The sequence below is a fragment of the Clostridium phoceensis genome (assembly GCF_001244495.1).
In the GTDB taxonomy this organism is placed as follows: Bacteria; Bacillota; Clostridia; order Oscillospirales; family Oscillospiraceae; genus Lawsonibacter; species Lawsonibacter asaccharolyticus.
On sequence record NZ_LN866274.1, the window covers coordinates 1,614,899 to 1,637,469 of the forward strand.

23 protein-coding genes and 1 tRNA gene are annotated in these 22,571 nt (G+C 60.8%); 19 read left to right on the forward strand and 5 right to left on the reverse strand.

Going from position 1 to position 22,571, the window contains the following annotated elements:
* Window positions 1-49 precede the first annotated feature (49 nt).
* The 8 genes from BN1969_RS08590 to pap all read left to right on the forward strand — a co-directional run bounded on the left by BN1969_RS08590 (window position 50) and on the right by pap (window position 7,916).
* Window positions 50-925 (forward strand): N5-glutamine methyltransferase family protein, encoded by an 876-nt coding sequence (locus BN1969_RS08590; protein ID WP_050623929.1) that lies wholly within the window; start codon window positions 50-52, stop codon window positions 923-925.
* Window positions 925-1,767, forward strand: coding sequence for a metallophosphoesterase (locus BN1969_RS18880; RefSeq protein ID WP_272867225.1), 843 nt, complete (start codon window positions 925-927; stop codon window positions 1,765-1,767). The genes BN1969_RS08590 and BN1969_RS18880 overlap by 1 nt, the downstream gene beginning before the upstream one ends.
* 66 nt (window positions 1,768-1,833) lie before the next feature.
* On the forward strand, window positions 1,834-2,949 hold the full coding sequence (gene recA, locus BN1969_RS08600; RefSeq protein ID WP_050623930.1) for a recombinase RecA: 1,116 nt from the start codon (window positions 1,834-1,836) through the stop codon (window positions 2,947-2,949).
* Between the two features lie 3 nt (window positions 2,950-2,952).
* Window positions 2,953-3,579: a regulatory protein RecX gene (locus BN1969_RS08605; protein WP_050623931.1), complete on the forward strand. Its 627-nt coding sequence runs from the start codon at window positions 2,953-2,955 to the stop codon at window positions 3,577-3,579.
* 417 nt (window positions 3,580-3,996) lie between these two features.
* Complete coding sequence (gene rimO / locus BN1969_RS08610) at window positions 3,997-5,322, forward strand: 30S ribosomal protein S12 methylthiotransferase RimO (protein WP_050623932.1); 1,326 nt, start codon at window positions 3,997-3,999, stop codon at window positions 5,320-5,322.
* 57 nt (window positions 5,323-5,379) lie between these two features.
* Window positions 5,380-5,616, forward strand: a complete 237-nt coding sequence (locus tag BN1969_RS08615) for a helix-turn-helix domain-containing protein (protein WP_050623933.1) — start codon at window positions 5,380-5,382, stop codon at window positions 5,614-5,616.
* Window positions 5,613-6,140 carry a CDP-diacylglycerol--glycerol-3-phosphate 3-phosphatidyltransferase gene (pgsA, locus tag BN1969_RS08620; RefSeq protein WP_050623934.1) on the forward strand — a complete coding sequence of 176 codons (528 nt, stop codon included), beginning with the start codon at window positions 5,613-5,615 and terminating at the stop codon, window positions 6,138-6,140. Before BN1969_RS08615 ends, pgsA begins: the two co-directional genes overlap by 4 nt.
* A 303-nt stretch (window positions 6,141-6,443) precedes the next feature.
* Window positions 6,444-7,916: a polyphosphate:AMP phosphotransferase gene (gene pap / locus BN1969_RS08625; RefSeq protein ID WP_050623935.1), complete on the forward strand. Its 1,473-nt coding sequence runs from the start codon at window positions 6,444-6,446 to the stop codon at window positions 7,914-7,916.
* 165 nt (window positions 7,917-8,081) lie between these two features.
* Here pap and BN1969_RS08630 read toward each other — a convergent pair whose 3' ends face one another.
* Window positions 8,082-8,930, reverse strand: a complete 849-nt coding sequence (locus BN1969_RS08630; RefSeq protein ID WP_050623936.1) for a helix-turn-helix transcriptional regulator — start codon at window positions 8,928-8,930, stop codon at window positions 8,082-8,084.
* 269 nt (window positions 8,931-9,199) lie between these two features.
* Here BN1969_RS08630 and BN1969_RS08635 point away from each other — a divergent pair, with 269 nt between their 5' ends.
* From BN1969_RS08635 to BN1969_RS08675, 11 genes are all read left to right on the forward strand, one after another.
* The gene (locus tag BN1969_RS08635; protein WP_336454704.1) at window positions 9,200-10,402 is read left to right on the forward strand and encodes a CoA transferase subunit A; all 1,203 of its coding nucleotides are present in this window, start codon (window positions 9,200-9,202) and stop codon (window positions 10,400-10,402) included.
* Window positions 10,403-10,514: 112 nt separating this feature from the next.
* The gene (gctB, locus tag BN1969_RS08640) at window positions 10,515-11,318 is read left to right on the forward strand and encodes a glutaconate CoA-transferase subunit B (RefSeq protein ID WP_050623937.1); all 804 of its coding nucleotides are present in this window, start codon (window positions 10,515-10,517) and stop codon (window positions 11,316-11,318) included.
* 63 nt (window positions 11,319-11,381) lie between these two features.
* Window positions 11,382-13,130 carry an acyl-CoA carboxylase subunit beta gene (locus BN1969_RS08645; protein WP_336454718.1) on the forward strand — a complete coding sequence of 583 codons (1,749 nt, stop codon included), beginning with the start codon at window positions 11,382-11,384 and terminating at the stop codon, window positions 13,128-13,130.
* 157 nt (window positions 13,131-13,287) lie between these two features.
* Window positions 13,288-14,085, forward strand: a complete 798-nt coding sequence (hgdC, locus tag BN1969_RS08650) for a (R)-2-hydroxyglutaryl-CoA dehydratase activase HgdC (RefSeq protein ID WP_050623939.1) — start codon at window positions 13,288-13,290, stop codon at window positions 14,083-14,085.
* Window positions 14,082-14,255 (forward strand): hypothetical protein, encoded by a 174-nt coding sequence (locus tag BN1969_RS18230; RefSeq protein ID WP_187120338.1) that lies wholly within the window; start codon window positions 14,082-14,084, stop codon window positions 14,253-14,255. Before hgdC ends, BN1969_RS18230 begins: the two co-directional genes overlap by 4 nt.
* An 83-nt stretch (window positions 14,256-14,338) precedes the next feature.
* A complete protein-coding gene (gene hgdA / locus BN1969_RS08655) occupies window positions 14,339-15,787 on the forward strand; it encodes a (R)-2-hydroxyglutaryl-CoA dehydratase subunit alpha (RefSeq protein WP_050623940.1) in 1,449 nt (482 codons plus the stop codon).
* Entirely contained in the window at window positions 15,784-16,920 is a 1,137-nt protein-coding gene (hgdB, locus tag BN1969_RS08660) for a (R)-2-hydroxyglutaryl-CoA dehydratase subunit beta (RefSeq protein WP_050623941.1), read from the forward strand. The genes hgdA and hgdB overlap by 4 nt, the downstream gene beginning before the upstream one ends.
* A gap of 319 nt (window positions 16,921-17,239) precedes the next feature.
* Window positions 17,240-17,344: a biotin/lipoyl-containing protein gene (locus BN1969_RS19080; RefSeq protein ID WP_419185503.1), complete on the forward strand. Its 105-nt coding sequence runs from the start codon at window positions 17,240-17,242 to the stop codon at window positions 17,342-17,344.
* Window positions 17,345-17,363: 19 nt separating this feature from the next.
* Window positions 17,364-18,026, forward strand: a complete 663-nt coding sequence (locus BN1969_RS18985) for an OadG family transporter subunit (protein ID WP_077138734.1) — start codon at window positions 17,364-17,366, stop codon at window positions 18,024-18,026.
* A 15-nt stretch (window positions 18,027-18,041) separates the two neighbouring features.
* Window positions 18,042-19,199: a sodium ion-translocating decarboxylase subunit beta gene (locus tag BN1969_RS08670; protein WP_050623942.1), complete on the forward strand. Its 1,158-nt coding sequence runs from the start codon at window positions 18,042-18,044 to the stop codon at window positions 19,197-19,199.
* A gap of 263 nt (window positions 19,200-19,462) precedes the next feature.
* Window positions 19,463-19,539, forward strand: a tRNA-Arg gene (locus tag BN1969_RS08675).
* Between the two features lie 424 nt (window positions 19,540-19,963).
* Here BN1969_RS08675 and BN1969_RS18240 read toward each other — a convergent pair.
* The 4 genes from BN1969_RS18240 to BN1969_RS08690 all read right to left on the reverse strand — a co-directional run bounded on the left by BN1969_RS18240 (window position 19,964) and on the right by BN1969_RS08690 (window position 22,551).
* On the reverse strand, window positions 19,964-20,137 hold the full coding sequence (locus BN1969_RS18240; RefSeq protein ID WP_170116224.1) for a hypothetical protein: 174 nt from the start codon (window positions 20,135-20,137) through the stop codon (window positions 19,964-19,966).
* Window positions 20,138-20,219: 82 nt separating this feature from the next.
* Window positions 20,220-20,573 carry a cyclic-di-AMP receptor gene (locus BN1969_RS08680; protein ID WP_050623943.1) on the reverse strand — a complete coding sequence of 118 codons (354 nt, stop codon included), beginning with the start codon at window positions 20,571-20,573 and terminating at the stop codon, window positions 20,220-20,222.
* Between the two features lie 39 nt (window positions 20,574-20,612).
* Complete coding sequence (locus tag BN1969_RS08685) at window positions 20,613-21,512, reverse strand: YitT family protein (protein ID WP_050623944.1); 900 nt, start codon at window positions 21,510-21,512, stop codon at window positions 20,613-20,615.
* A 91-nt stretch (window positions 21,513-21,603) separates the two neighbouring features.
* Complete coding sequence (locus BN1969_RS08690) at window positions 21,604-22,551, reverse strand: glycine betaine ABC transporter substrate-binding protein (protein ID WP_050623945.1); 948 nt, start codon at window positions 22,549-22,551, stop codon at window positions 21,604-21,606.
* Window positions 22,552-22,571: the final 20 nt, after the last annotated feature.

Consider the following 22,571-nt stretch of genomic DNA (forward strand, 5'->3'; position numbering starts at 1 on the left):
CTGGACAAAATAATTCCTCATTCCTAATTGAAAAAATGGGGGGAGCTGAATGGCGACGACCTATAACAACCTATACCTGGACACCCGGGCGCGGCTGAGAAAGGCAGGCATCGACGCCGCCCAGCTGGAGGCCCGGGAACTGCTGTGCTATGCCTCTGACAAGAGCCGGGAACAGCTGTACCGGGACATGTCCCTCTATGTTTCGGCGGAGCTGGAGCGGCGGGGGGGGGGGGGGGGGCCGGGGCCGCCCGGCGGGGGGGCGGGGGGGCCCGACCTGCTCTTTTTCACAACCTTAAGCGTCGTGAGGNGCCTCCCTCTGGATATCTCCAGCGACGTGCTCATCCCCAGAAGTGACACAGAGGTGCTGGCCGAACGGGCCATCCTCCGTGCCAGATCGGCAGGCGAGGGAGGCCGGGTGCTGGACCTGTGCGCCGGCAGCGGCTGCGTGGGGCTGGCGGTGGCCGCCAATGTGCCCGCCTGCCGGGTGGTGCTGGGGGAGCTGTCGGAAGGAGCCTTGCGGGTGTGCAAGCAGAACGTCCGCCGCAACAGCCTGAACGCCCGGGTCACCTGTGTCAGCGTCAACGCCCTGGAGCCCCCGGCCTCTGCCCTGTGGGACTTTGACATCATCGCCTGCAACCCACCCTATATCCCCACTGGAGACATCCCGGGCCTGGATGTCTCCGTGCGGGACTATGAGCCCCATATGGCCCTGGACGGCGGGGCGGACGGCCTGGATTTTTACCGGGCCGTGACCCAGAAGTGGAAAAGCGCCCTGCGGCTGGGGGGTAGCCTGATCTTTGAGGTGGGCATCGGACAGGCCCCCAGCGTGGAGGACATCCTGGCCCGAAACGGCTTTGAAGGCATACAGACCACCGCAGACACCCAGGGGATCTGGCGGGTGGTAGAGGGGACCGTGAACCGTTAATGGCATATGGAAAGACGAAGAAATGGATGATAGGCGGGGCGGCGCTGGCGGGGACCGCGGTCCTGACGGCCGCCCTGTGGCAGGGACTGACTCTGCGCCGCTACGCCTTGCATACGGACAAGCTTTCCGCCCCAGTGCGCCTGCTGCTGCTCACCGACCTGCACAGCACATTTTATGGACGGGCGCAGCGGGGGCTGCTCTCCGCCATCCAGGCCCAGACGCCCGACGCCGTCCTCCTGGCGGGGGACATGGCAGACGACTCCCGGGGCGACGCCGGGGTGGATGCCCTGATGTCCGCCCTGGGTGGGGCATATCCCTGCTGCTATGTGTCGGGCAACCATGAGGTGCGCACCGGCTGTTTGGAGGCGCTGAAGAGGCGCTTCCGGAGCTGGGGGATCACCGTGCTGGAGGGCAGCGGCACTCTGTTGGCGACGCCGGGGGGCACACTCCGGATCTGCGGGGTGGACGACCCCTCCGCCTTTGCCGGCGAGTCGGGGTGGCTGGAGCAGTTCCGGGCCTGCCAGGCGCTGACGGGGGACAGCCGGTACACAGTGCTGCTCTCCCACCGGCCGGAGCGGACGGAATGTTACCGGGACAGTGGATTCGATCTGGTGGTGTCGGGCCATGCCCATGGCGGGCAGGTCCGCCTGCCAGGGATGATCAACGGCCTGTTCGCCCCGCACCAGGGGGCCTTCCCGGACTACGCCGGCGGGCTCTACGCCCTGGGGAGCACCACCCTGGTGGTGAGCCGGGGGCTCTGCCGGAACCTGCTGCCCCGGGTGTTCAATCCCCCTGAGCTGGTGGCGCTGGATCTGCTGCCCGCAGAGGACAAGGCGCTGTGAACCTTAAGAGAAAAGTGGGCCCGGAGACGGCTGCGCCGCCCCCGGGGATGGAAAGGATCGATCAGAATGGCTGAAAAGAAAAAGAGCGTGGAGTCTGCCTCCCCCGCCTCTGATAAGAAGAAGGCTCTGGAGACCGCCATGGCCCAGATCGAGCGGGCCTATGGCAAGGGCTCCATCATGCGCCTGGGAGAGAACGCAGGGGTGGTGGTGGACGCCATCCCCACCGGCTCCCTGTCCCTGGACATCGCCCTGGGGATCGGCGGCGTGCCCAAGGGGCGCATCATTGAGATCTACGGGCCGGAGTCCTCCGGTAAGACCACCCTGGCCCTGCACATCGTGGCGGAGGCCCAGAAGCGCGGGGGCGAGGTGGCCTTCATCGACGCGGAGCACGCCCTGGACCCCTCCTATGCCCGCGCCCTGGGGGTGGACATCGACTCCATGCTCATCTCCCAGCCAGACACCGGCGAGCAGGGTCTGGAGATCTGTGAGGCCCTGGTCCGGTCCGGTGCCATCGACGTGGTGGTGGTGGACTCGGTAGCCGCCCTGGTGCCCCGGGCGGAGATCGAGGGGGACATGGGGGACAGCCATGTAGGCCTGCTGGCCCGGCTGATGAGCCAGGCCCTGCGGAAGCTGGCCGGCTCCATCGCCAAGACCAACTGCATCGTCATCTTCATCAACCAGCTGCGGGAAAAGGTAGGGGTCATGTACGGCAATCCGGAGGTGACCACCGGCGGCCGGGCGCTGAAGTTCTACGCCTCGGTGCGCATCGACGTGCGCCGGGTGGAGGCACTGAAGAACGGCGGCGAGGTCATCGGCAACCGCACCCGGGCCAAGATCGTGAAGAACAAGGTGTCCCCCCCCTTCCGGGAGGCGGAGTTCGACATCATGTACGGCGAGGGCATCTCCAAGTGGGGCGAGCTGGTGGATCTGGCCGTCAAGCTGGATATTCTTCAGAAGTCCGGCTCATGGTTCTCCATGGGGGAGACCCGCCTGGGCCAGGGCCGGGATGCTGTGAAGGAGTACCTGAAAAATAACCCGGAGCTGGCCGACCGCATCGAGGCCGAGGTGCGGGCCAACTCCTTCAAGCTGATGAGCAAACAGTCCCAGATCGCCGCCAGGGCCGCAGGCCGGGCGGTGGACGTGTCCGCCGACGACTTTGAGGACGGGGCGGACGGGCAGTAAGCCGTGGTCATCCAGGATCTGAAGCCCTCCCGGCGTGTGGAGGGCCGCTGGCTGGCGGTGCTGGAGGACGGCTCCATCCTCCGGCTGGGGGAGGGCGAGGTGGTGGACTTCGCCCTCTATGCCGGCAAGGAGCTGTCGGAGGGGGAGGCCGAGGCCCTTACCCAGGCGGCACGCCGGAGCGGACTGCGCCAGAAAGCCCTCAACCTGCTGACCTCCAAACCCATGTCCCGCCGGGAGCTGGAGCAGAAGCTCCGAAGCTGGGAGGCGGGGGAGGAGGAGGCAGCCGCCATCGCTGACCGGATGGAGGAGCTGGGCTTCCTCAACGACGCCGCCTATGCCGCCCAGGTGGTCCGCTATTACTCCGCGAAGGGATACGGGGAGCGGAAGCTGCGGGACGAACTGTACCGCCGGGGGATTCCCCGGGAGCTGTGGGACGAGGCCCTGGAGGGGGCCGCGGACCCCTCCGCCGCCATTGAGGAGTTTCTGCGGAAAAAGTGGAGGGGCACGCTCCCCGATGATCCACGGGAGCTGAAAAAGGCCTCTGATGCCCTGGCCCGCCGGGGCTACTCCTGGTCCGACATCGTCGAGGGCCTGCGCCGCTACGGGGCTGAGGCAGAATCAGATGAATAGGCAGAGCGGCCGTCATCACTTGCACGCCCAGCCGCAGCCCTGCCAGAAAAGCGGTTTGTTCCTGCCATGCAAAGGCCAGAAAATGGGCCTGCTCAAAGGTAAATGTCAAGGAGAATATTATGTGTGGCACAAAAATATTTGGGGAACGGATCTTTCAGATGTGGCGAAAGGATGGCCTGAGTCAAAAACAGCTGGGAGATGTAGTCGGGCTGTCTCACCAAGGCAATCAGCACCAAAGTATCGTCTGATTACCTATTGGGAATTACAGACGATCCCTCCTGGCGGGGGAAATAAGGCATCCAATGGGCGGGCCGAATAATGTCACTCGAAGGGGCCAAAGAGACAATGAGACATCTTACCGCCCAAAAGGTGGCAGAATTTCTGATATAAAATTAAGAAATATTGGAGCGATACATCATGCCATACAAAGTAGCCTTTGTATCCTTGGGCTGCGCCAAAAATCTGGTGAACACCGAGCAGATGATGGCCCTGTGCCGGAGAGCGGGGTACGACGTCACGGGTGAAACGGAGGGGGCCGACGTGGCAGTGCTGAACACCTGCGGCTTCATCGAGTCGGCCAAGAGCGAGGCCATCAACAGCATCCTGGAGCTGGCGGAGCTGAAAAAGGCAGGTAAGCTGAAGAAGCTGCTGGTGGCGGGTTGCCTGACCCAGCGCTACCGTGAGGAGATCCGCACGGAGCTGCCCGAGGTGGACGGGATGCTGGGCACCGGCAGCTATACCGATGTGGCCTCCGCCGTGGCGGAGCTGATGGAGGGGGAGCGGCCGGAGCACTTTGGCGATATCCACCGCACCTATGAGGACGGGGAGCGGATGGTCACCACCCCGCCCTACACCGCCTTTTTGAAGATCGCGGAGGGGTGCAGCAACGGCTGCGCTTTCTGCATCATTCCCAAGCTCCGGGGGCGCTACCGCAGCCGCTCTATGGAGGCCCTGGTGGAGGAGGCCCGGGGGTTGGCCGCCTCCGGCGTGAAGGAGCTCATCGTCGTTGCTCAGGACATCACCCGGTATGGGCTGGACCGGAAGGACGGCTCCACCCTGGCCAAGCTGCTGGACAGGCTGTGTGAGCTGGACTTCCACTGGATCAGGCTCCACTACCTCTACCCCGAGGCGGTGACGGACGAGCTGATCGAGACCATCGCCCGCCAGCCCAAGATCCTCCACTATCTGGATATCCCCATCCAGCACTGCAACGACGCCATCCTGAAGGCTATGCGCCGCCGGAACACCAGGGCGGAGATCGAGGCGCTGTTCGCCAAGCTGCGGAAGGCCATGCCTGACGTGGTGCTGCGCACCTCCCTGATCTGCGGACTGCCCGGCGAGGGGGAGGCGGAGTTTGAGGAGCTGTGCCACTTCCTGCGGGAGCAGCGCATCCAGCGGGCCGGCGTCTTCCAGTTCTCCCCTGAGGAGGGGACCCTGGCCGCCGCCATGGAGGGCCAAGTGGACCCGGACACCGCCGCCCGGCGGGTGGAACTGGTGGTGGATCTCCAATCCCGGGTCATGGACGAGTACAATGAGGAGCGGCTGGGCACCGTGATGGAGGTGCTGTGCGAGGGCTTCGACAGCGCGGAGGGGTGCTACACGGGCCGGACCTACGCCGACTCCCCGGACATTGACGGGAGGGTGCTCTTCACCGCCGCCGGAGTGATCCCGGCGGGCACCTTCGTCAACGTGCGCATCACCGGCATGTCCGACGGGGACTTGACGGGCGAGATCGAGGAATGATGCGATTTTACACGGCGTGAGGTGTGTTTTACCGAAAAAGACATGGGAGGGTAGACGATGCCTTTGGTTTGTGATAAACTGTCTATCCGGCTGAAGGAGCAGGGATTACGGAAGTATGATCTGCGAAAGGACAAGATCATTGGCATGTCTGCACTGGGAAAAATGCGTAAAAATGAGGGACATATAGACACCCGGACGATTGAGGCGCTGTGTGAATATCTCCACTGCCAGCCGGGCGACATCATAGAGTATTTTCCCGAAGGGGAAACGGATAAAGGAGATAGTAACGGATGAATACCGCCAACAAGCTGACCCTGCTGCGGGTGGTCATGATCCCCGCGTTCCTGCTGGTGCTCTATCTGGACGTGCCCGGCGCCAGCTACTGGGCCCTGGCCATCTTCGTGGCAGCCAGCCTTACCGACACCCTGGACGGCTATATCGCCCGGCATTACAACCAGGTGACGGACTTCGGTAAGTTCATGGACCCCCTGGCGGACAAGTGCCTGGTGGTGGCTGCCATGCTGTGGTTCGTGGAGATCGGCCAGATGCCGGCCTGGGCGGTGCTCATTGTAGTCATCCGGGAGTTTGCCGTCAGCGGCCTGCGGATGGTGGCCGCCGACAAGGGGCGGGTCATCGCCGCCGGCTGGTCGGGGAAGGTGAAGACTGCCTCTACCATGGTGTGCATCGTGCTCATGCTCATCCCCCCCGTGGCTCGGGAGATCAGCTCCCTGTGCGTGGCGGTCATCGTGCTGACCACCATCTACTCCGGGGTGGAGTATTTCATCAAGAATCTGGATGTGCTGTCCGGAACAAAATGAGTGCATTTTCCATAATAGCCTGTATTCAAATCAGAGAGCCCCGTCTGTCTCAAACAGACGGGGCTTTTTTACCAGACCCCCTCAAAGAAAGGGAACTTGAGAATGAGGCGCTGCGATCACAGAGCATCCGGGCACGGGGCAACACGCCCCCGCACAGGAGTGGGAGGAAGCAGAAAACGGCCCCGCAGGCCGGAAACGCTGGGCACAACAGCTAAAATGACACGGGGAGTTCACCCCTCTGACTTGTATTTCCAGGGAATAGGGCGTAAACTAGGGCCAGAAATAGGGTGGGGAGGGCATAAAATGCTGCGTGAGTGGAGATTTGAACGGACAACAGAGCCAGAAGAGGTGCACAAGGCAGAGCTGAAACAGAGAAGAGCAGATTTGGCGGGCCTCCAGCAGCGGCTGAAGCAGGCAGGGCTGCCGGTGATCGTATTGGTGGAGGGGTGGGGAGCGGCCGGAAAGGGGAGCGTGATCCGCTCCCTGATCCGGGAGCTGGACCCCCGGTTTTTCAAGGTGATCAGTGTCTCCATGCCCACAGAGGAGGAACGCCGCTGGCCCTTCCTGAAGCGCTACGTTCAGAGCATCCCGGAGGCGGGAAAGGTCCTCTTCCTGGACTCGGGATGGATGGATGAGACGGTGCGGGAACGGCTGCGGGGCGGCCTGTCCGAGCGGGAGTATGCCCGGAGGCTGGAGAGCGTGAGGATGATGGAGCGGCAGCTGGCGGCAGGCGGCTATCTGCTGGTGAAGCTGTTCCTCCACATCGACAGGGAGCGCCAGCGGAAACGGCTGAAGAAGTTAGCCAGCCACAAGGACACGGCCTGGAGGGCAGGGGAAAATGACTGGCGGCAGAACAAGAACTATGGGCGGACGCTGGATGCTTTCCAGGATTTTATGTCTGCCACTGACGCACCCTGGGCCCGCTGGAAGGTGATCGACGGCTCCCATGCCGTCCGGGCGCAGCTGGAAGCGGCGGACTGGCTGTACCACCAGATCTGCACCGCCCTGGACTGCCGGCCCGCAGCGGAGCAGCCGAAGAGGGAGTGGCCCCTGCTGCCCATGGAACCCCTGTCCCAGGTGAGATTGGATCAGGCCCTGGGGGAGAAGGAGTACCGGAAGCAGCTGAAGAAGTGCCGGAAGGAGCTGGCGGAGCTTCACAATGAGCTCTACCGGAAAAAGGTGCCGGTGGTCATCGTCTACGAGGGGTGGGACGCCGCAGGGAAGGGAGGCAACATCAAGCGCCTGGCCTCCGCCCTGGACCCCCGGGGCTATGAGGTCATCCCCATCGCCGCCCCCACCCACGACGAGCTGGCCAGGCATTACCTGTGGCGGTTCTGGGAGCGCCTGCCAAAGACGGGCCACATCGCCATCTTTGACCGCAGCTGGTACGGGCGGGTGATGGTGGAGCGGCTGGAGGGCTTCTGTTCGGAGGCAGAGTGGCAGCGGGCCTATGACGAGATCAACGAGTTTGAGCGGGAGCTCACCGATGCCGGGACGGTGGTGGTGAAATTCTGGGTGCAGATCGACAAGGACACCCAGCTGGCCCGGTTCCGGGAGCGGCAGAACACCCCGGAGAAGCAGTGGAAGATCACGGAGGAGGACTGGCGGAACCGGGAGAAGTGGGACGCCTATGAGGAAGCGGTGGACGAGATGCTGGCCAGGACCAGCACGGAGCGGGCGCCGTGGCATATCCTGGAGTCGGTGGACAAGCGGTATGCCCGGATCAAGGCCATGAGGCTGGTCATCGGTGCTATCCGGCAGACGCTGGACCGGTGAGCAAGGAAAGGCCCCGGCGGGGAGGAAGCCCTGCCGGGGCATTTCCCGTCTCAGAAGGAGATGCGGAGGGAAAAGAGACGGGAAAATGGAAAAACCGCCCCTCTTTTTCCGAAGGGCGGTTTGCGGATATTGATATTTACAGCAGGCCGCGCACTGGTGGGAGAGTCAGCCGTGAGAGTGGTCGGGGTCCCGGAGCAGGACCTGGTCGCCGGCCTGGTACTCCTTGGCGTAGCGGCCGGGGGAGGTGCCGGTGAGATGACCAAAGGTGCGGATGAAATGGGAGTTGTCGGAGAAACCGGACAGCTCCCCCGCCTGCTGGACGCTGACCCCCTCCTGGAGCAGTTGCCGGGCCCGGAGGATGCGGCTGTAAATGATATACTCCATGACGGAAAAGCCGGTGGCCGACTTGAAGATGCGGCACAGATAGTGCTTGCTGATGAAGAACCTGCCTGCGATCTGATCCAGGGTCAGGGGCTCAGCCAGGTTGTCCCGGATATAGTCCAGGATGGGCGCCACCCGCAGAAAGTCCTTGTTGCGGATGGCCTCGCCGGCGGTGGAGGCGTTGAGGACAGGGGCGACGCGGATCAGCAGGTTGAGCAGGGCAATGGTCTGGTGGATGTCGCTGCCGAAGGAGCCGTCGTTTTTGTTGCGCTCCAGGGCCTGAAACAGCTCGATGATCTCGGTCATCTCATCGGTGGACAGGGCGGCACGGCGGAAGCTGTCGTGGGTCAGCTGGGTCAGGTCGGTCTGGGGGGTGGACAGCTCGGCAAGGGCCTTCCGGCCGATATGGAGGATATACCGGGCGTGGAAGCCGGTGGCGATGGTGCGGTGGAGGGTGTTCTCCCCGATGAGGTACAAGGTGCCCCGCTGGAGGGGATAGACCTGGTCGTTGACGAAGATGTTTCCCGGGCTGGTCAGGGGGAGCAGGAGCTCGTAGTGGTCGTGGAAATGGAGGCGGCTCATGTTCCAGGTCACATTGTGATTCAGCTGTAAATGAAATTCAACATTGGTCATGAAACTACCTCAAATACCCTTAAAAAAGTGAAGTTTCTGGTAAAATTGCAGAGGGTTTGGCTTGCCCAACTTCCTTTGTTGTGGTATTATAACATACGTAGTGAAGATATGCAAACTTTTTGCCAAATTAGCAAAGGAAATCCATCGGAGCCTGTGATAAACTGGCCTACGATGAAAATGAGGCAGATTGCAATTTTCACAACAGGAAGAAGAGCAAAGAAAGCAAGCGAGACCGTACATTCCAAATCTTTTGTAATGGGGGTATTACCATGAACAAAGTGTACACCTTGCACGATGCGATCGCGAAATACGTCGAGACTGGAGACTGCATCTCCTTCGGCGGCTTCACGACCAACCGCAAGCCCTATGCTGCCGTGGCAGAGATCCTGCGCCAGGGGCAGGGCGACTTCACCGTCTGGGCTGGTCCTGCCGGCGGCGACTGGGACATGATGATCGGAGAGGGCCGCGTCAAGGCCTACATCAACTGCTACACCGCCAACTCCGGCTATACCAATGTCTCCCGCCGCTTCCGCGCCGCCATTGAGAAGGGCGAGCTGGCCTATGAGGACTACTCTCAGGACGTGGTCATGCTGGCCCTCCATGCTGCCTCCCTGGGCCTTCCCTTCCTGCCTGTCCGTCTGATGCAGGGCTCCGGCCTGACCAAGTACTGGGGCATCAGCGAGGAGCAGCGCAAGACCCTGGACAAGGTGGACGACCTGAAGTATGTGGAGATGGACAACCCCTTCAACCCCGGCGAGAAGATCGTGGCCGTCCCCGTGCCCAAGCTGGACACCGCCATCATCCACGTGCAGAAGGCCAGCCCCGACGGCACCTGCATCATCGAGGGCGACGAGTTCCATGACGTGGACATCGCTGTGGCTGCCCGCAAGGTCATCGTCACCTGTGACGAGCTGGTGAGCGACGAGTACATCCGCCGCGATCCCACCCTGACCCGCATCTTCGGCGAGTGCGTGGACGCTGTGGTCCACTGCCCCTATGGTGCCTGGCCCTCCCAGTGCTACAACTACTACGACAACGACTCCCACGCTCTGAAGGAGTACGACAAGGCCTCCAAGTATCAGGACGCCGAGGACGCCAAGGCCCAGCTGGCCAAGGCTGCCGCCAAGGCTGAGAAGGCCGCCGCGGCCAAGCCCGAGGACGAGAAGCTGGCCGAGGCCGCTGCCCGGGCCAAGAAGGCTGCCGATGACGCCGCCGCCGGCGTGGCCGTCCCCGAGACCTTCAAGGACTACCTGGACAAGTGGGTGTACAGTGTGAAGGACCACGACGAGCTGCTGGACAAGATCGGCGGCGCCCGTCTGATGCGCCTGAAGAACGAGCCCCATCTGGGTTATNGGACGAGAAGCTGGCCGAGGCCGCTGCCCGGGCCAAGAAGGCTGCCGATGACGCCGCCGCCGGCGTGGCCGTCCCCGAGACCTTCAAGGACTACCTGGACAAGTGGGTGTACAGTGTGAAGGACCACGACGAGCTGCTGGACAAGATCGGCGGCGCCCGTCTGATGCGCCTGAAGAACGAGCCCCATCTGGGTTATTCCACCAGACACTAAGAGTTGGGAGGTTTACGACAATGGCTGATTATACGAAGTACACCAAGCAGGAAATGCAGGCCTATGCCATCGCGAAGAACATCAAGGAGAATCAGATCGTCATCGTGGGCACCGGCCTTCCTCTGATCGGCGCCTCTCTGGCCAAGCGGGTGGTCTGCCCCTCCTGCCACCCCATCGTGGAGAGCGGCCTGATGGACTGCTCCCCCGTGGAGGTCCCCCGTTCTGTGGGCGATAACCGCTTCATGGCTCACTGCGCCGTTCAGTGGCCCAACATCCGCTTCATCGGCTTTGAGGCCAACGAGTGGCTGCACGACGCTGACCGGCTCATCGCCTTCATCGGCGGCGCCCAGATCGATCCTTACGGCAACGTGAACTCCACCTGCATCTATGGCAAGGGCGACTATGTCAAGCCCCAGACCCGGTTCACCGGCTCCGGCGGCGCCAACGGCATCGCCACCTTCTGCAATACCATCATCATGATGCAGCACCAGAAGCGCCGCTTCATGGAGAAGATCGACTACATCACCTCCTGCGGCTGGATGGACGGCCCCGGCGGCCGTGAGCGCGCCGGCCTGCCCGGCAACCGCGGTCCCCAGATGGTCGTCACCGACCTGGGCATCATGAAGTTCGACGAGGAGACCAAGCGGATGTATCTGGCTTACTACTATCCCTTCTCCTCCCCTGAGATGGTCCAGGAGAACACCGGCTTCGAGGTGGACGTGTCCCGCGCCCAGCTCTTCGAGGGCCCCTCTCCTGAGATCATCCGGGTCATCCGCGAGGAGATCGACCCCGGCCAGGCCTTTATCAAGGTCCCCAAGGAATAAGAGATCCCGCTCCGGAACACCATACTACCAACATAGGAGGAATTGACATTGGGTAACTATTCTATGCCCCGATACTTCCAGAACATGCCCGTGGTGGGCAAGCCCGTCCGCGCCAACGCGGAAAACGTGGCTGAGCTGAAGGCCATCGAGGAGGAGATCCACGCCCAGATCGTGAAGGGCCTGGAGAACGGCAAGGCCGACGCGGACATGAATGCCAAGGGCCAGCTCACCGCCATGCAGCGGGTGTCCCTGCTGGTGGACCCCGGCACCTGGTGCCCCCTGAACAGCCTGTACAACCCCGAGAAGAACAAGACCGGCACCACCTCCATCGTCAAGGGCCTGGGCCGTGTCAACGGCAAGTGGTGCGTCATCATCGCCTCCGACAACAAGAAGCACGCCGGCACCTGGGTGCCCGGCCAGGCTGACAACCTGCTGCGGGGCAGCGACACCGCCAAGCGGCTGCGCATCCCCCTGATCTATCTGCTGGAGTGCGCCGGCGTGGAGCTGGACCAGCAGGAGAAGGTGTACCCCAACCGCCGGGGCGGCGGCACCCCCTTCTATCGCAACTCCGAGCTCAACCAGATGGGCATCCCCGTCATCGTGGGCATCCACGGCACCAACCCCGCCGGCGGCGGCTACCACTCCATCAGCCCCACCGTCCTGGTGGCCCATGAGAAGGCCAACATGGCCGTGGGCGGCGCCGGCATCGTGGGCGGCATGAACCCCAAGCCCCACGTGGACATGGAGGCCGCTCTGGCCCAGATCGAGGCCACCAAGGGCCTGCGGGCCGATCCTCCCGGATCTGTCTCCATCCACTTCGGACAGACCGGCTTCTTCCGCGAGGTGTACAACACCCAGGAGGGCGTCATCGCCGGCATCAAGAAGTATGTGGATATGCTGCCCAGCTATGACCTGGAGTTCTTCCGCGTGGATGCGCCCCAGTCTCCCGCCGTCTCCGACGAGGAGCTGTACGACCTGGTGCTCAACAACAAGAACCGTCCTTATGACATGTACTCCGTCATCGCCCGCCTGTTCGACGGCAGCCAGTTCATGGAGTACAAGAAGGGCTACGGCCCCGAGATGATCACCGGTCTGGCCAAGGTGGACGGCCTGTTGGTGGGCGTGGTAGCCAACCAGCAGGGCGTGTTCCCCAACTACCCTGAGTACAAGATGGAGAAGTACGGCCAGTCCATGGGCGCCGGCGGCAAGCTGTACCGCCAGGGACTGATCAAGATGAACGAGTTCGTCACCCTGTGCGCCCGCGACCGCATCCCCATGATTTGGATCCAGGACACCACTGGCATTGACGTAGGCGATGACGCCGAGGTCGCCGAGCTGCTGGGTCTGGGCCAGTCCCTGATCTACTCCATCCAGACCAGCAAGCTGCCCATGATGGAGATCACCCTGCGCCGCGGCACTGCCGCCGCTCACTATGTGCTGGGCGGCCCCCAGGGCAACGACAACAACGCCTTCTCCCTGGGCACCGCCGCCACTGAGATCAATGTCATGAATGGCAAGACCGCCGCCAACGCCATGTACACCGGCCGTCTGGCCAAGGATCAGAAGGCGGGCAAGGATCTCCAGCCCACCATCGACAAGATGAACGCCCTGATCGACGACTACGATGTGAAGTCCAAGCCTCTGTTCTGCGCCCAGGCCGGCCTGGTGGACGAGATCGTGGACATGCCCATGATGCGCAACTACATCGTGGCCTTCACTGATGCTGTCTATCAGAACCCCGAGTCCATCTGCCCCTTCCATCAGATGCTGCTGCCCCGTACCATCCGGGACTACGACAACCTGAAGAAGTAAGGGCCTTTCCCACACAAATGCGCCCCCTCCGCCCGGGCCACAGCCGGTCCCAGCGGAGGGGGAGAGCAGCGGCCCGGCGCAGGTGTGACAGCGCCGGGGGTCCTGGAGAAAGCAGTCTCCGGCGGGACCACACAATTTCTGACATTGGAGCGAAACCATGGATAAAATTTACACGCTGGGCATCGATATCGGCTCCACCGCCTCTAAGTGCGTCATCCTGGCGGATGGCAAGGAGCTGGTCAGCAAGTCCCTCATCCCCGTGGGAGCGGGGACCAGCGGCCCCCAGCGGGCCATCAGCGACGTACTGGAGAACGCCGGGCTGAAGCGGGAGGACATGGGCTATGTCCTGGCCACAGGTTACGGTCGCAACTCCATGCTGGAGATCGCAGACCAGCAGATGAGCGAGCTGAGCTGCCACGCCAGAGGAGCCAGCTTCCTTTTTCCTGAAGTCCACACCGTCATCGACATCGGGGGCCAGGATGTGAAGGTGCTCCAGATCGAGAACGGGGTCATGACCAACTTTGTCATGAACGACAAGTGTGCTGCCGGCACCGGCCGGTTCCTGGACGTGATGGCCCGGGTGCTGGAGGTGAAGGTGGAGGACCTGGGGACGCTGGGGGCGCAGTCCACCAAGAACGTGTCCATCAGCTCTACCTGCACTGTCTTTGCCGAGAGCGAGGTCATCAGCCAGCTGTCTCTGGATACTGACAAACGGGATATCATCAACGGCATCCACCACTCCGTGGCCAGCCGGGTGGCAGGCCTTGCCCACCGGGTAGGCGTCCGGGATCAGGTGGTCATGACCGGCGGCGTGGCACAGAACACCGGCGTGGTCAAGGCGCTGGAGGAGGAACTGGGCCACATCATCTATACCTCGCCCCTGACCCAGTACAACGGGGCTCTGGGGGCGGCGCTGTTCGCCTATCAGAGGTATCAGAAGGAACAAAAGGGATGAAAAAAGTCCTGTTCGGTATCGCACTGATCCTGTTCGCCGTAGTACTGCTGTTGTCAGGGATATGGCTGCCAGTCATAAGTGACCTGATGGATAGAACGGAGTTTGCCGTCCTTGTCGCGGCCATCGGACTGGTGATTGCCGGGATCGGCGCGTTTACCAGGGAGAAATGATCCATTTCGGGCTGTTTTCCCAGCGGCCCCGCAACATTGAAACATTGATTTTTCTAGTGAATCTAGTGAGGAGGAGAAGAACAATGGCTAAAACTGTAAGCCCCGGCGTTCAGGCGCTGCGCAAGGTCGTCGAGGATGTGTACGCCGACGCCCGCAAGGCCAAGGCCGAGGGCAAGCTGGTGGGCTGGTCCAGCTCCAAGTTCCCCTGTGAGCTGGCCGAGGCCTTTGATCTGAACGTCATGTACCCCGAGAACCAGGCTGCCGGCATTGCCGCCAACCGGGACGGCGAGATCATGTGCAAGGCTGCCGAGGACTTGGGCTTTGACAACGACATCTGCGGCTACGCCCGCATCAGTCTGGCCTACGCCGCCGGCAAGCGTGCTTCCCGCAAGGTGGACCTGGAGACCGGTGAGTATGTCATCAACCCCAACAGCGGCAAACCCCTGAAGGACGAGAACGGCAACGTGGTCATTGACCCCGAGACCGGCAAGCCCAAGAAGGACCCCAAGACCATGCAGCCCTACACGGTGCTGGACGACATCTATGAGATCGAGGCCCTGCCTGAGGGCCGGGAGAAGGAGCTGCGGAAGGCGGCTATCAAGCCCTACCGCCAGATGCAGATGCCTCAGCCCGACTTCATGCTCTGCTGCAACAACATCTGCAACTGCATGACCAAGTGGTATGAGAACATCGCCCGCATGCGCAACATCCCCCTGATCATGATCGATATCCCCTACAACAACACTGTTGATGTCCATGACACCAATGTGGCCTATGTCCGCGCCCAGTTCGACTCCGCCATCAAGCAGCTGGAGGAGCTGACCGGCAAGAAGTTCGACGAGAAGAAGTTTGAGCAGGCCTGCGCCAATGCCAACCGCACCGCCCAGGCCTGGCTGCGGGTGTGCGATTACCTGCAGTACAAACCCTCCCCTTACAGCGGCTTCGATCTGTTCAACCACATGGCCGACGTAGTGACTGCCCGCGGCAAGGTGGCCGCCGCCGAGGCCTTTGAGCTGCTGGAGAAGGACCTGGAGGAGGCCGTCAAGAACGGCACCTCCACCACCCCCTTCCCTGAGAAGTACCGTGTCATGTTCGAGGGCATTCCCTGCTGGCCCAAGCTGCCCAATCTGTTCAAGCCTCTGAAGGAGCATGGCGTCAACGTCACCGCCGTGGTGTATGCCCCCGCTTTCGGCTTTGTGTACAATAATATGGACGAGATGGTCCGCGCCTACTACAAGGCCCCCAACTCCGTGTGTATCGAGCAGGGCGTGGATTGGCGCGAAGGCATCTGCCGGGACAACAAGGTGGACGGCGTGCTGGTCCACTATAACCGCTCCTGCAAGCCCTGGTCCGGCTACATGGCCGAGATGCAGCGCCGCTTTACCAAGGATCTGGGTGTCCCCTGTGCCGGTTTTGACGGAGACCAGGCTGACCCCCGGAACTTCAACGAGGCCCAGTATGAGACCCGTGTCCAGGGCCTGGTGGAGGCCATGGAGGCCAATCAAGCGAAGAAGGAGGCCGAGGCGAAATGAGCACCGAGGTTTTGCTGAACGAGTTCAAGGAGTATTCCGAGCACCCCTACCGTGTGCTGAGCGAGTACAAGAAGCAGGGCAAAAAGGTGATCGGAATGCTGCCCTACTATGCCCCTGCCGAGCTGGTGGTGGCCGCCGGCATGGTGCCCATGGGCATCTGGGGAAGCAACAAGAAGACCATTGCTCTGGCTAAGGAGTACTGCGCCACCTTCTACTGCACCATCGCCCAGCTGGCGCTGGAGATGCTGCTGGACGGCACCCTGGATCAGCTGGACGGCGTCATCACCCCCACCATCTGTGATACCCTGCGGCCCATGAGCCAGAACATCCGCGTGGCCATGAGCGACAAGCTGCCCTGCATCTTCCTGGCCCATCCCCAGTACCGCAAGCCCGCTTTCGGCCTGCAGTTCACGGTGGACCAGTACATGCACGTCAAGTCTGAGCTGGAGAAGATCGCCGGCAAGGAGATCACCGATGACGACCTGCGGGCCGCTATCAAGGTGATGAACCGCAGCCGCGCCGCCCGCCGGGCTTTCGTCAAGCTGGCCAGCGAGCACTGTGATGTCATCTCCGCCGTCAGCCGCTCCGCCGTGCTGCGCTCCGCCTGGTTCATGGAGCCCGCCGTCTACGCCGAGAAGCTGGAGGCCCTGAACGCCGAGCTGGCCCAGCTGCCCGCAGCCAACTGGAAGGGCAGAAAGATCGTCACCTCCGGCATCATCTGCGACAACCCCAAGCTGCTCCAGATTTTTGACGACAACAACATCGCCATCGCCGCCGACGACGTGGCCCAAGAGAGCCGCGCTTTCCGGGTGGACGCCAGCGAGGAGGGCGATCCCATGATGGCCCTGGCCCAGCAGTTCGCTGATCAGGACTATGATGTCCTGCTCTACGATGAGCACTCCAGCCAGAACCGCAGGGGCGAGTTCGTGGCCCAGCTGGCCAAGGACAGCGGTGCCCAGGGCGTGGTCCTGTTCATGCAGCAGTTCTGCGACCCCGAAGAGATGGAGTACCCCTATCTGAAGAAGGCGCTGGACGAGGCCGGCGTGCCCCACATCAAGCTGGGTGTGGACCAGCAGATGCGGGACTTCGGGCAGGCCAGCACCGCCATCCAGGCATTTGCCGACGTGCTGTAAAGATCCCATGCAGAAAATCGGTCTTCTGGGCCGAAACCCTTGAAAAATTCCCGCTGAAGTGATATAATGCCACCAATTTCGGGTTTCTCCCCCTGTGTCCCGTCCTGGGAACAGGGGGAGTCCGGGAAAATGGACGTCCGCTTGGGAGGGGCCTGCGCCCGGCCCAAGCCGGTGACCATAAAATAATCAAAGAAGGGGAAAGATAGACTATGAACTACAACGTAACTGTAAATGGAAAAGTTTACAGCGTGACTGTGGAAAAGACTGGAGCCGCCGCTCCTGCCGCTGTCGCTCCCATGGNGTGCTGGAGGCCATGAAGATGGAGATCGAGGTCTCCGCCCCCGTGGACGGCACCGTGAAGGCCGTGGCCGCCACTGTGGGCACCGCTGTCAACACTGACGATCTGCTGGTCACCCTGGGTTAAAAGTAGGGGGTACAGATACATGCCTAGTGTTGATAAAGCAATTATTAACCCGTTTGAACCTCTGGATGTCGGTGAGGCCCTGCTGGTAGCCGTGTCCGGTCTGCTGGTCGTCTTTGTGATGCTTGCCATGCTGATGGCGGTCATTTTGGTGATCTCCAAGATCGTGGGCGCTATCGAGGGTAAGGGAAAGGCTCCTGCCGCACCCGCCCCCAAGTCCGCTGCCCCTGCCGCCAAACCGGCGGCAGCCCCCGCCGCCCCTGCGGTGGATGAGGGTGAGCTGGTTGCGGTGATGATGGCCGCTGTGGCTGAGGAGTCCGGGATGTCCCCCAACTCCTTCCAGGTCACCAACATCAGTGCGGCTCCTGCCGCCGCTGCCCCCGCCCCTGTTGCTGCTCCTGCTGCGGCCCCCGCACCTGCTCCCGCTGCCGCCCCCGCGCCTGCTGCGGCTCCCGCCGCTGTGGCCGCCGGAGAGACGGCCGTCAACAGCCCCATGCCCGGAAACATCTTCAAGGTGGAGTGCTCTGTGGGCCAGGCTGTAAAGGCCGGCGATGTGCTGGTGGTGCTGGAGGCCATGAAGATGGAAATCGAGGTCTCCGCTCCCGTAGACGGAACTGTGAAGGCCGTCTCTGCCGTTGTGGGTACTGCTGTGAACACCGATGACCTGCTGGTCACCATCGGTTGAGAGGAGGGGTGAAGTATGGAATTTCTGAAAGAAGTCATTTTTGCGATTGCTGGCGGTTCTGGCTTTGCCGCTCTGGACTGGAAGACCGTGGTCATGCTCGTCATTGCCTGTATCCTGCTGTACATGGGTATCGGCAAGGGCTTTGAGCCCCTGCTGCTGGTCCCCATCGCATTCGGTATGCTGCTGGCCAACCTGCCCATTACCGGCTTGTTTGCCGAGCCCGTCTATGATGCCGCTACCCATAGTGGAACAGTAGGCTTTATGTGGGTACTCTATCAGGGTGTCCAATACGCCATTTACCCGTCCATCATCTTTATGGGCATCGGTGCCATGACCGACTTTGGTCCTCTGCTGGCTAACCCCATGTCCCTGCTGCTGGGCGCTGCTGCGCAGCTGGGCATCTTCGCAGCGTTCCTGATGGCGCTGGTCCTGGGCTTTACTCCCGCTGAGGCTGCCGCCATCGGCGTCATCGGCGGCGCAGACGGCCCCACTGCTATCCTGACGGCATCAAAATTGGCGGTAGAGCTGTTGCCGGCTATTGCCATCGCGGCATACTCTTACATGGCCCTGATCCCCATGATCCAGCCCCCGCTGATGAAGCTGATGACCACTAAGAAAATGCGTCAGGTCAAGATGAGTCAGCTGCGTGTGGTCTCCAAAACTGAGAAGATCATCTTCCCCATTGCCGTGACCATCTTCGTAGTGCTGCTGATCCCCGATACTGCACCTCTGATTGGTATGCTCATGCTGGGCAACCTGTTCCGTGAGTGTGGTGTCACGGAGCGTCTGTCTGATACCGCTCAGAACGCTCTGATCAATATCGTGACGATTCCGCTGGGCCTGTCCGTGGGCTTTAAGGCTACGGCCAGTAGCTTCCTGACTGTTGAGACCCTGTCCATTATCGCTCTGGGTCTGACGGCTTTCCTGCTGTCCACTGCTGGCGGCCTGCTGCTGGGCGATTTGATGTATGTTCTGACTGGTGGCAAGGTCAATCCGCTGATCGGCTCTGCCGGCGTGTCCGCCGTGCCTATGGCGGCCCGTGTGTCCCAGGTGGTGGGACAGAAGGAGAACCCCTCCAACTTCCTGCTGATGCACGCTATGGGACCCAATGTGGCTGGCGTCATCGGTTCCGCTTGTGCCGCTGGATTTATGATCAAGGTCTTCGGCGGCTGATTTAAAGCGATTACAGTTTCAAACAGGTGCTCGGCACACCGGTGCAGACCGGTGTGCCGAGTGCTTTTTCCGTGCAGGAAAAGAGATGCGGCGGAGAGAAAAGAGGGGGCATCGAGGGGGAAAAGGCGGAAAAAAGCTGGGCAGAACAGGGGAGAGGAGGAAGGAAGAAAAAATTTGAAAAAAATAAAAATAGTACTTGCCAAATCGAAAAATATGTGCTATTATTTATAAGCTGTCAGCGAGAGATACTTCTCCTGCGGTATGCGGCTGTAGCTCAGTTGGATAGAGTGTTTGGCTACGAACCAAAAGGTCGGGGGTTCGAATCCCTTCAGCCGTACCACTCGTCGCAAGCGTCGTATCGCTTGCGACGAGTTTTTTCGTTTCATTACAAAACTTATCGCGCACTCACTTTGCTGCTCCTCGCTTCCAAACCGAAGCCCAGCGTAGCGGGTTCGGTTTGGTTTTTGGCACAGACCTGTAGCCACTGCATCTTTTTTGTCCACATATTCCAAGTTAAAAGCTATATTTTGATCTTATAAACGAGGCCGAAATGTAGCTTTTCTTTTTATCAATTTGTCGAAGAAACCTCCATGTTATACCGCTCATGAGCACATGAGTAGAAAACATGGAGGCTTTGTTATGCCTGAGAATATCACTTGGAGAAGCGGGACGCAATCGGGGGAAAGAGAACTGCCCGCCGCTCCGCCCCGGCGCCTGGCGCGGGGGGAAACGGCGGGCAGACTGCGCCTCAGGGCGCGGCAAGGTCACATGATATGCTCTTCGGCGCAGTTGTCCAGCACACGCATCCCCATCTCCTTGGGTGCGGCAACAGGAAATTTGGCAATGCTGGTCTCGTCGAATTTGGCACACAGGCGGAGCTGAGGATTGAGGCGCAGGTCCTCCATATGGGACGGCCTGCGTGCTCTGCGCTTTGCCATAAAGATCACCCCTGGCACAGTATGCCCTAAAATCCGACCGATGTTGCAGGGAAGACGGCCGCTGCGCTGGGAGCAGGGAGAGTCAAAACTTTTCCATATGCTGAAGATCCATTACAAAGACGACCACACCGCCCACATCCTGCACAACAGGGGTGGCGGGCATGAGAGGAGGGTAGGGGTGCCCCATGGGGATAGAAAAGCTTTGGTAGACCGTGGCTTTCCGTTGACCCGCCCGGCGCTTCAGAATGTCCAGCACCTCATCCAGACGGGGCTCTTCAACGCCGATCATGATGGTGGTGCTGTGCTTTTTTAGAAATCCTCCGGTGGAGCTGAGCATCGTAACAAAAAAGCCGTTTTGATTCAGCTCGTAGACCGTATCCTCGTAATCTTCCCCCTGGAGGATAGCCAAAACCAATTTCCCACTGTGCTGTTCCATGTAAGACCTCCTTGTTTGTTCCCGCAGGGCCAGACCAGGTCAGACCCGCTTTTGAAAATTCCCTACCACTGAGATGTTGTCATCCAGAATGACAAAGATGTTTGGGTCCTGCTTCTGCAGCGCCTTACGAAGCTGAAGAGCTTCCTTTTTGGAGACCACTGTGAGAAGCATCTCCGTCTGCTCTCCGCTGTACGCCCCTTCTCCCTCCCATTTTGTAACGCCGCGGCCCACATATTCAAAGACCAGCTGCTCCATCTCCGGCTTTTTGGTGATGATAAGCATAGTGACCATCACATTTTGCAGGTGCGCCCGGTCCAAGCAGAGAAAAGTAACGCAGGTGAACAGAATGCTGTACACCACCACCTGCCGGTCAAAAAACAGAAAACCGACCCCATAAACTGCAAAGTTCAGGGCCATGGAGATACGGCCAACGCTCAGAAGGGGGTGCTTCTGAAGGCAGAGCAGCCCCAGGATCTCTTCTCCGCCTCCAGAGCAGCCAGAGGTGAGGGTCAGGCCGGCGCCAGCGCCGCAGGCGAGGCCGCCGATGACACAGGCGGTGAGATGCTCATCGAACAGACCAGACTGAGGAATAGGGATCAGGGCCAGAAAAATACTGTAACAGGCCACACACAGGGCGGTCTTTGCAAAAAAAAGATGTCCAAATCTGGACCAGGCCAGAATGAGCAGGGGGACATTGAGCAGAAAGTAAATGATGCCGGCCACGTCCCCCACAGACTGGAGAGACGGGAAAACAGAGAGCAAAACCATGCGCAGAAGCTGTGCGATCCCTAAAAATCCGCCGCTGTACATTCCGGAAGGCAGAATAATACAGTTCATGGATACGGAAAACAGCAGGGAGCCGACAACAATGAGGGACATATCTTTGACAATCTGGCCGCTGTGCCGCCGAAGTCCCATCGCCTGCTTATATTGTACCATACAGTCCCACCCTTATCAATCCAATTTATGAAATGGTCCCGGAATACCCCAAAGGGATATTCCGGGAGCAAATCTGTAGGAAAGCGGACGATCAGGCGGGAATCAGGCCGTTGTCCACCAGGAACTGATGGGCGACCTCCTTGGCGCTCATGCCGTCCACATCTACCTGAGCGTTCATGGCAGCCATGGTAGCCTCGTCAATGGCACCGTCCAGCTTGGAGAGGACCTCGGCCAGAGCGGGATCAGACTGGATCAGATCGGCATTTACGAAGTTTACAGCGTAGTAGGGGGGGAAGAAGCCCAGGTCGTCCTCCAGAGTGGTCAGCCCCAGCTTGGAGAGCAGAGCATCTGTGGCAAAGGCGTCCACCACGTCCACCTCGTCGTTTTCAATGGCAGTGTAGCGCAGGCTGGCATCCAGTCCGGTGACATCCTTGAACTCGGCGTTGTACTGGCTTTCCAGAAGAGGCAGACAGTCCTCGCGCTGGATAAACTCTACGGTGCATCCCAGCCGAAGCTCAGGGGACTTCTCGATCAGATCAGACAGAGTGGTCAGGCCATAGGCCTCGGCGGTCTCGGGCTTGACGCTCATCACATAGGTGTTATTGAAGCCCAGAGGAGCGGAGGTATAGATGTTGTGGTCTTTCATCATCATATCGCTGACAGTCTGCCAAACTACGTCTTTATCGGTATTCATGGGCTGGGCCAGCAGATTCATCAGGGCGGTCCCGGTGTACTCCACGAACATATCGATGCTTCCCTGTTCCAAGGCGTCAAAGCAGACGGCGGCCCCGGCCAGACCGAAGCGCTGATCCACCGTGTAATCGGTGTTGGCCTCGATCAGCTCGGTATAGAGCTCACCCAGAATATTGACCTCAGTAAAGTTGGAGGTGCCTACCACGATGGTCTTGTCGCCGCTTCCGGTACTGGAGGGGGCAGAAGAAACAGACCCGCTTCCGCTGCCGGAAGAGCCGCAGGCGGCAAGGGAGAGGGACAGCGCAGCCGCTGTGAGAGCGCAGGTGATTTTTTTCAGGTTTTTCATGACGCAAGAAACTCCTTTTT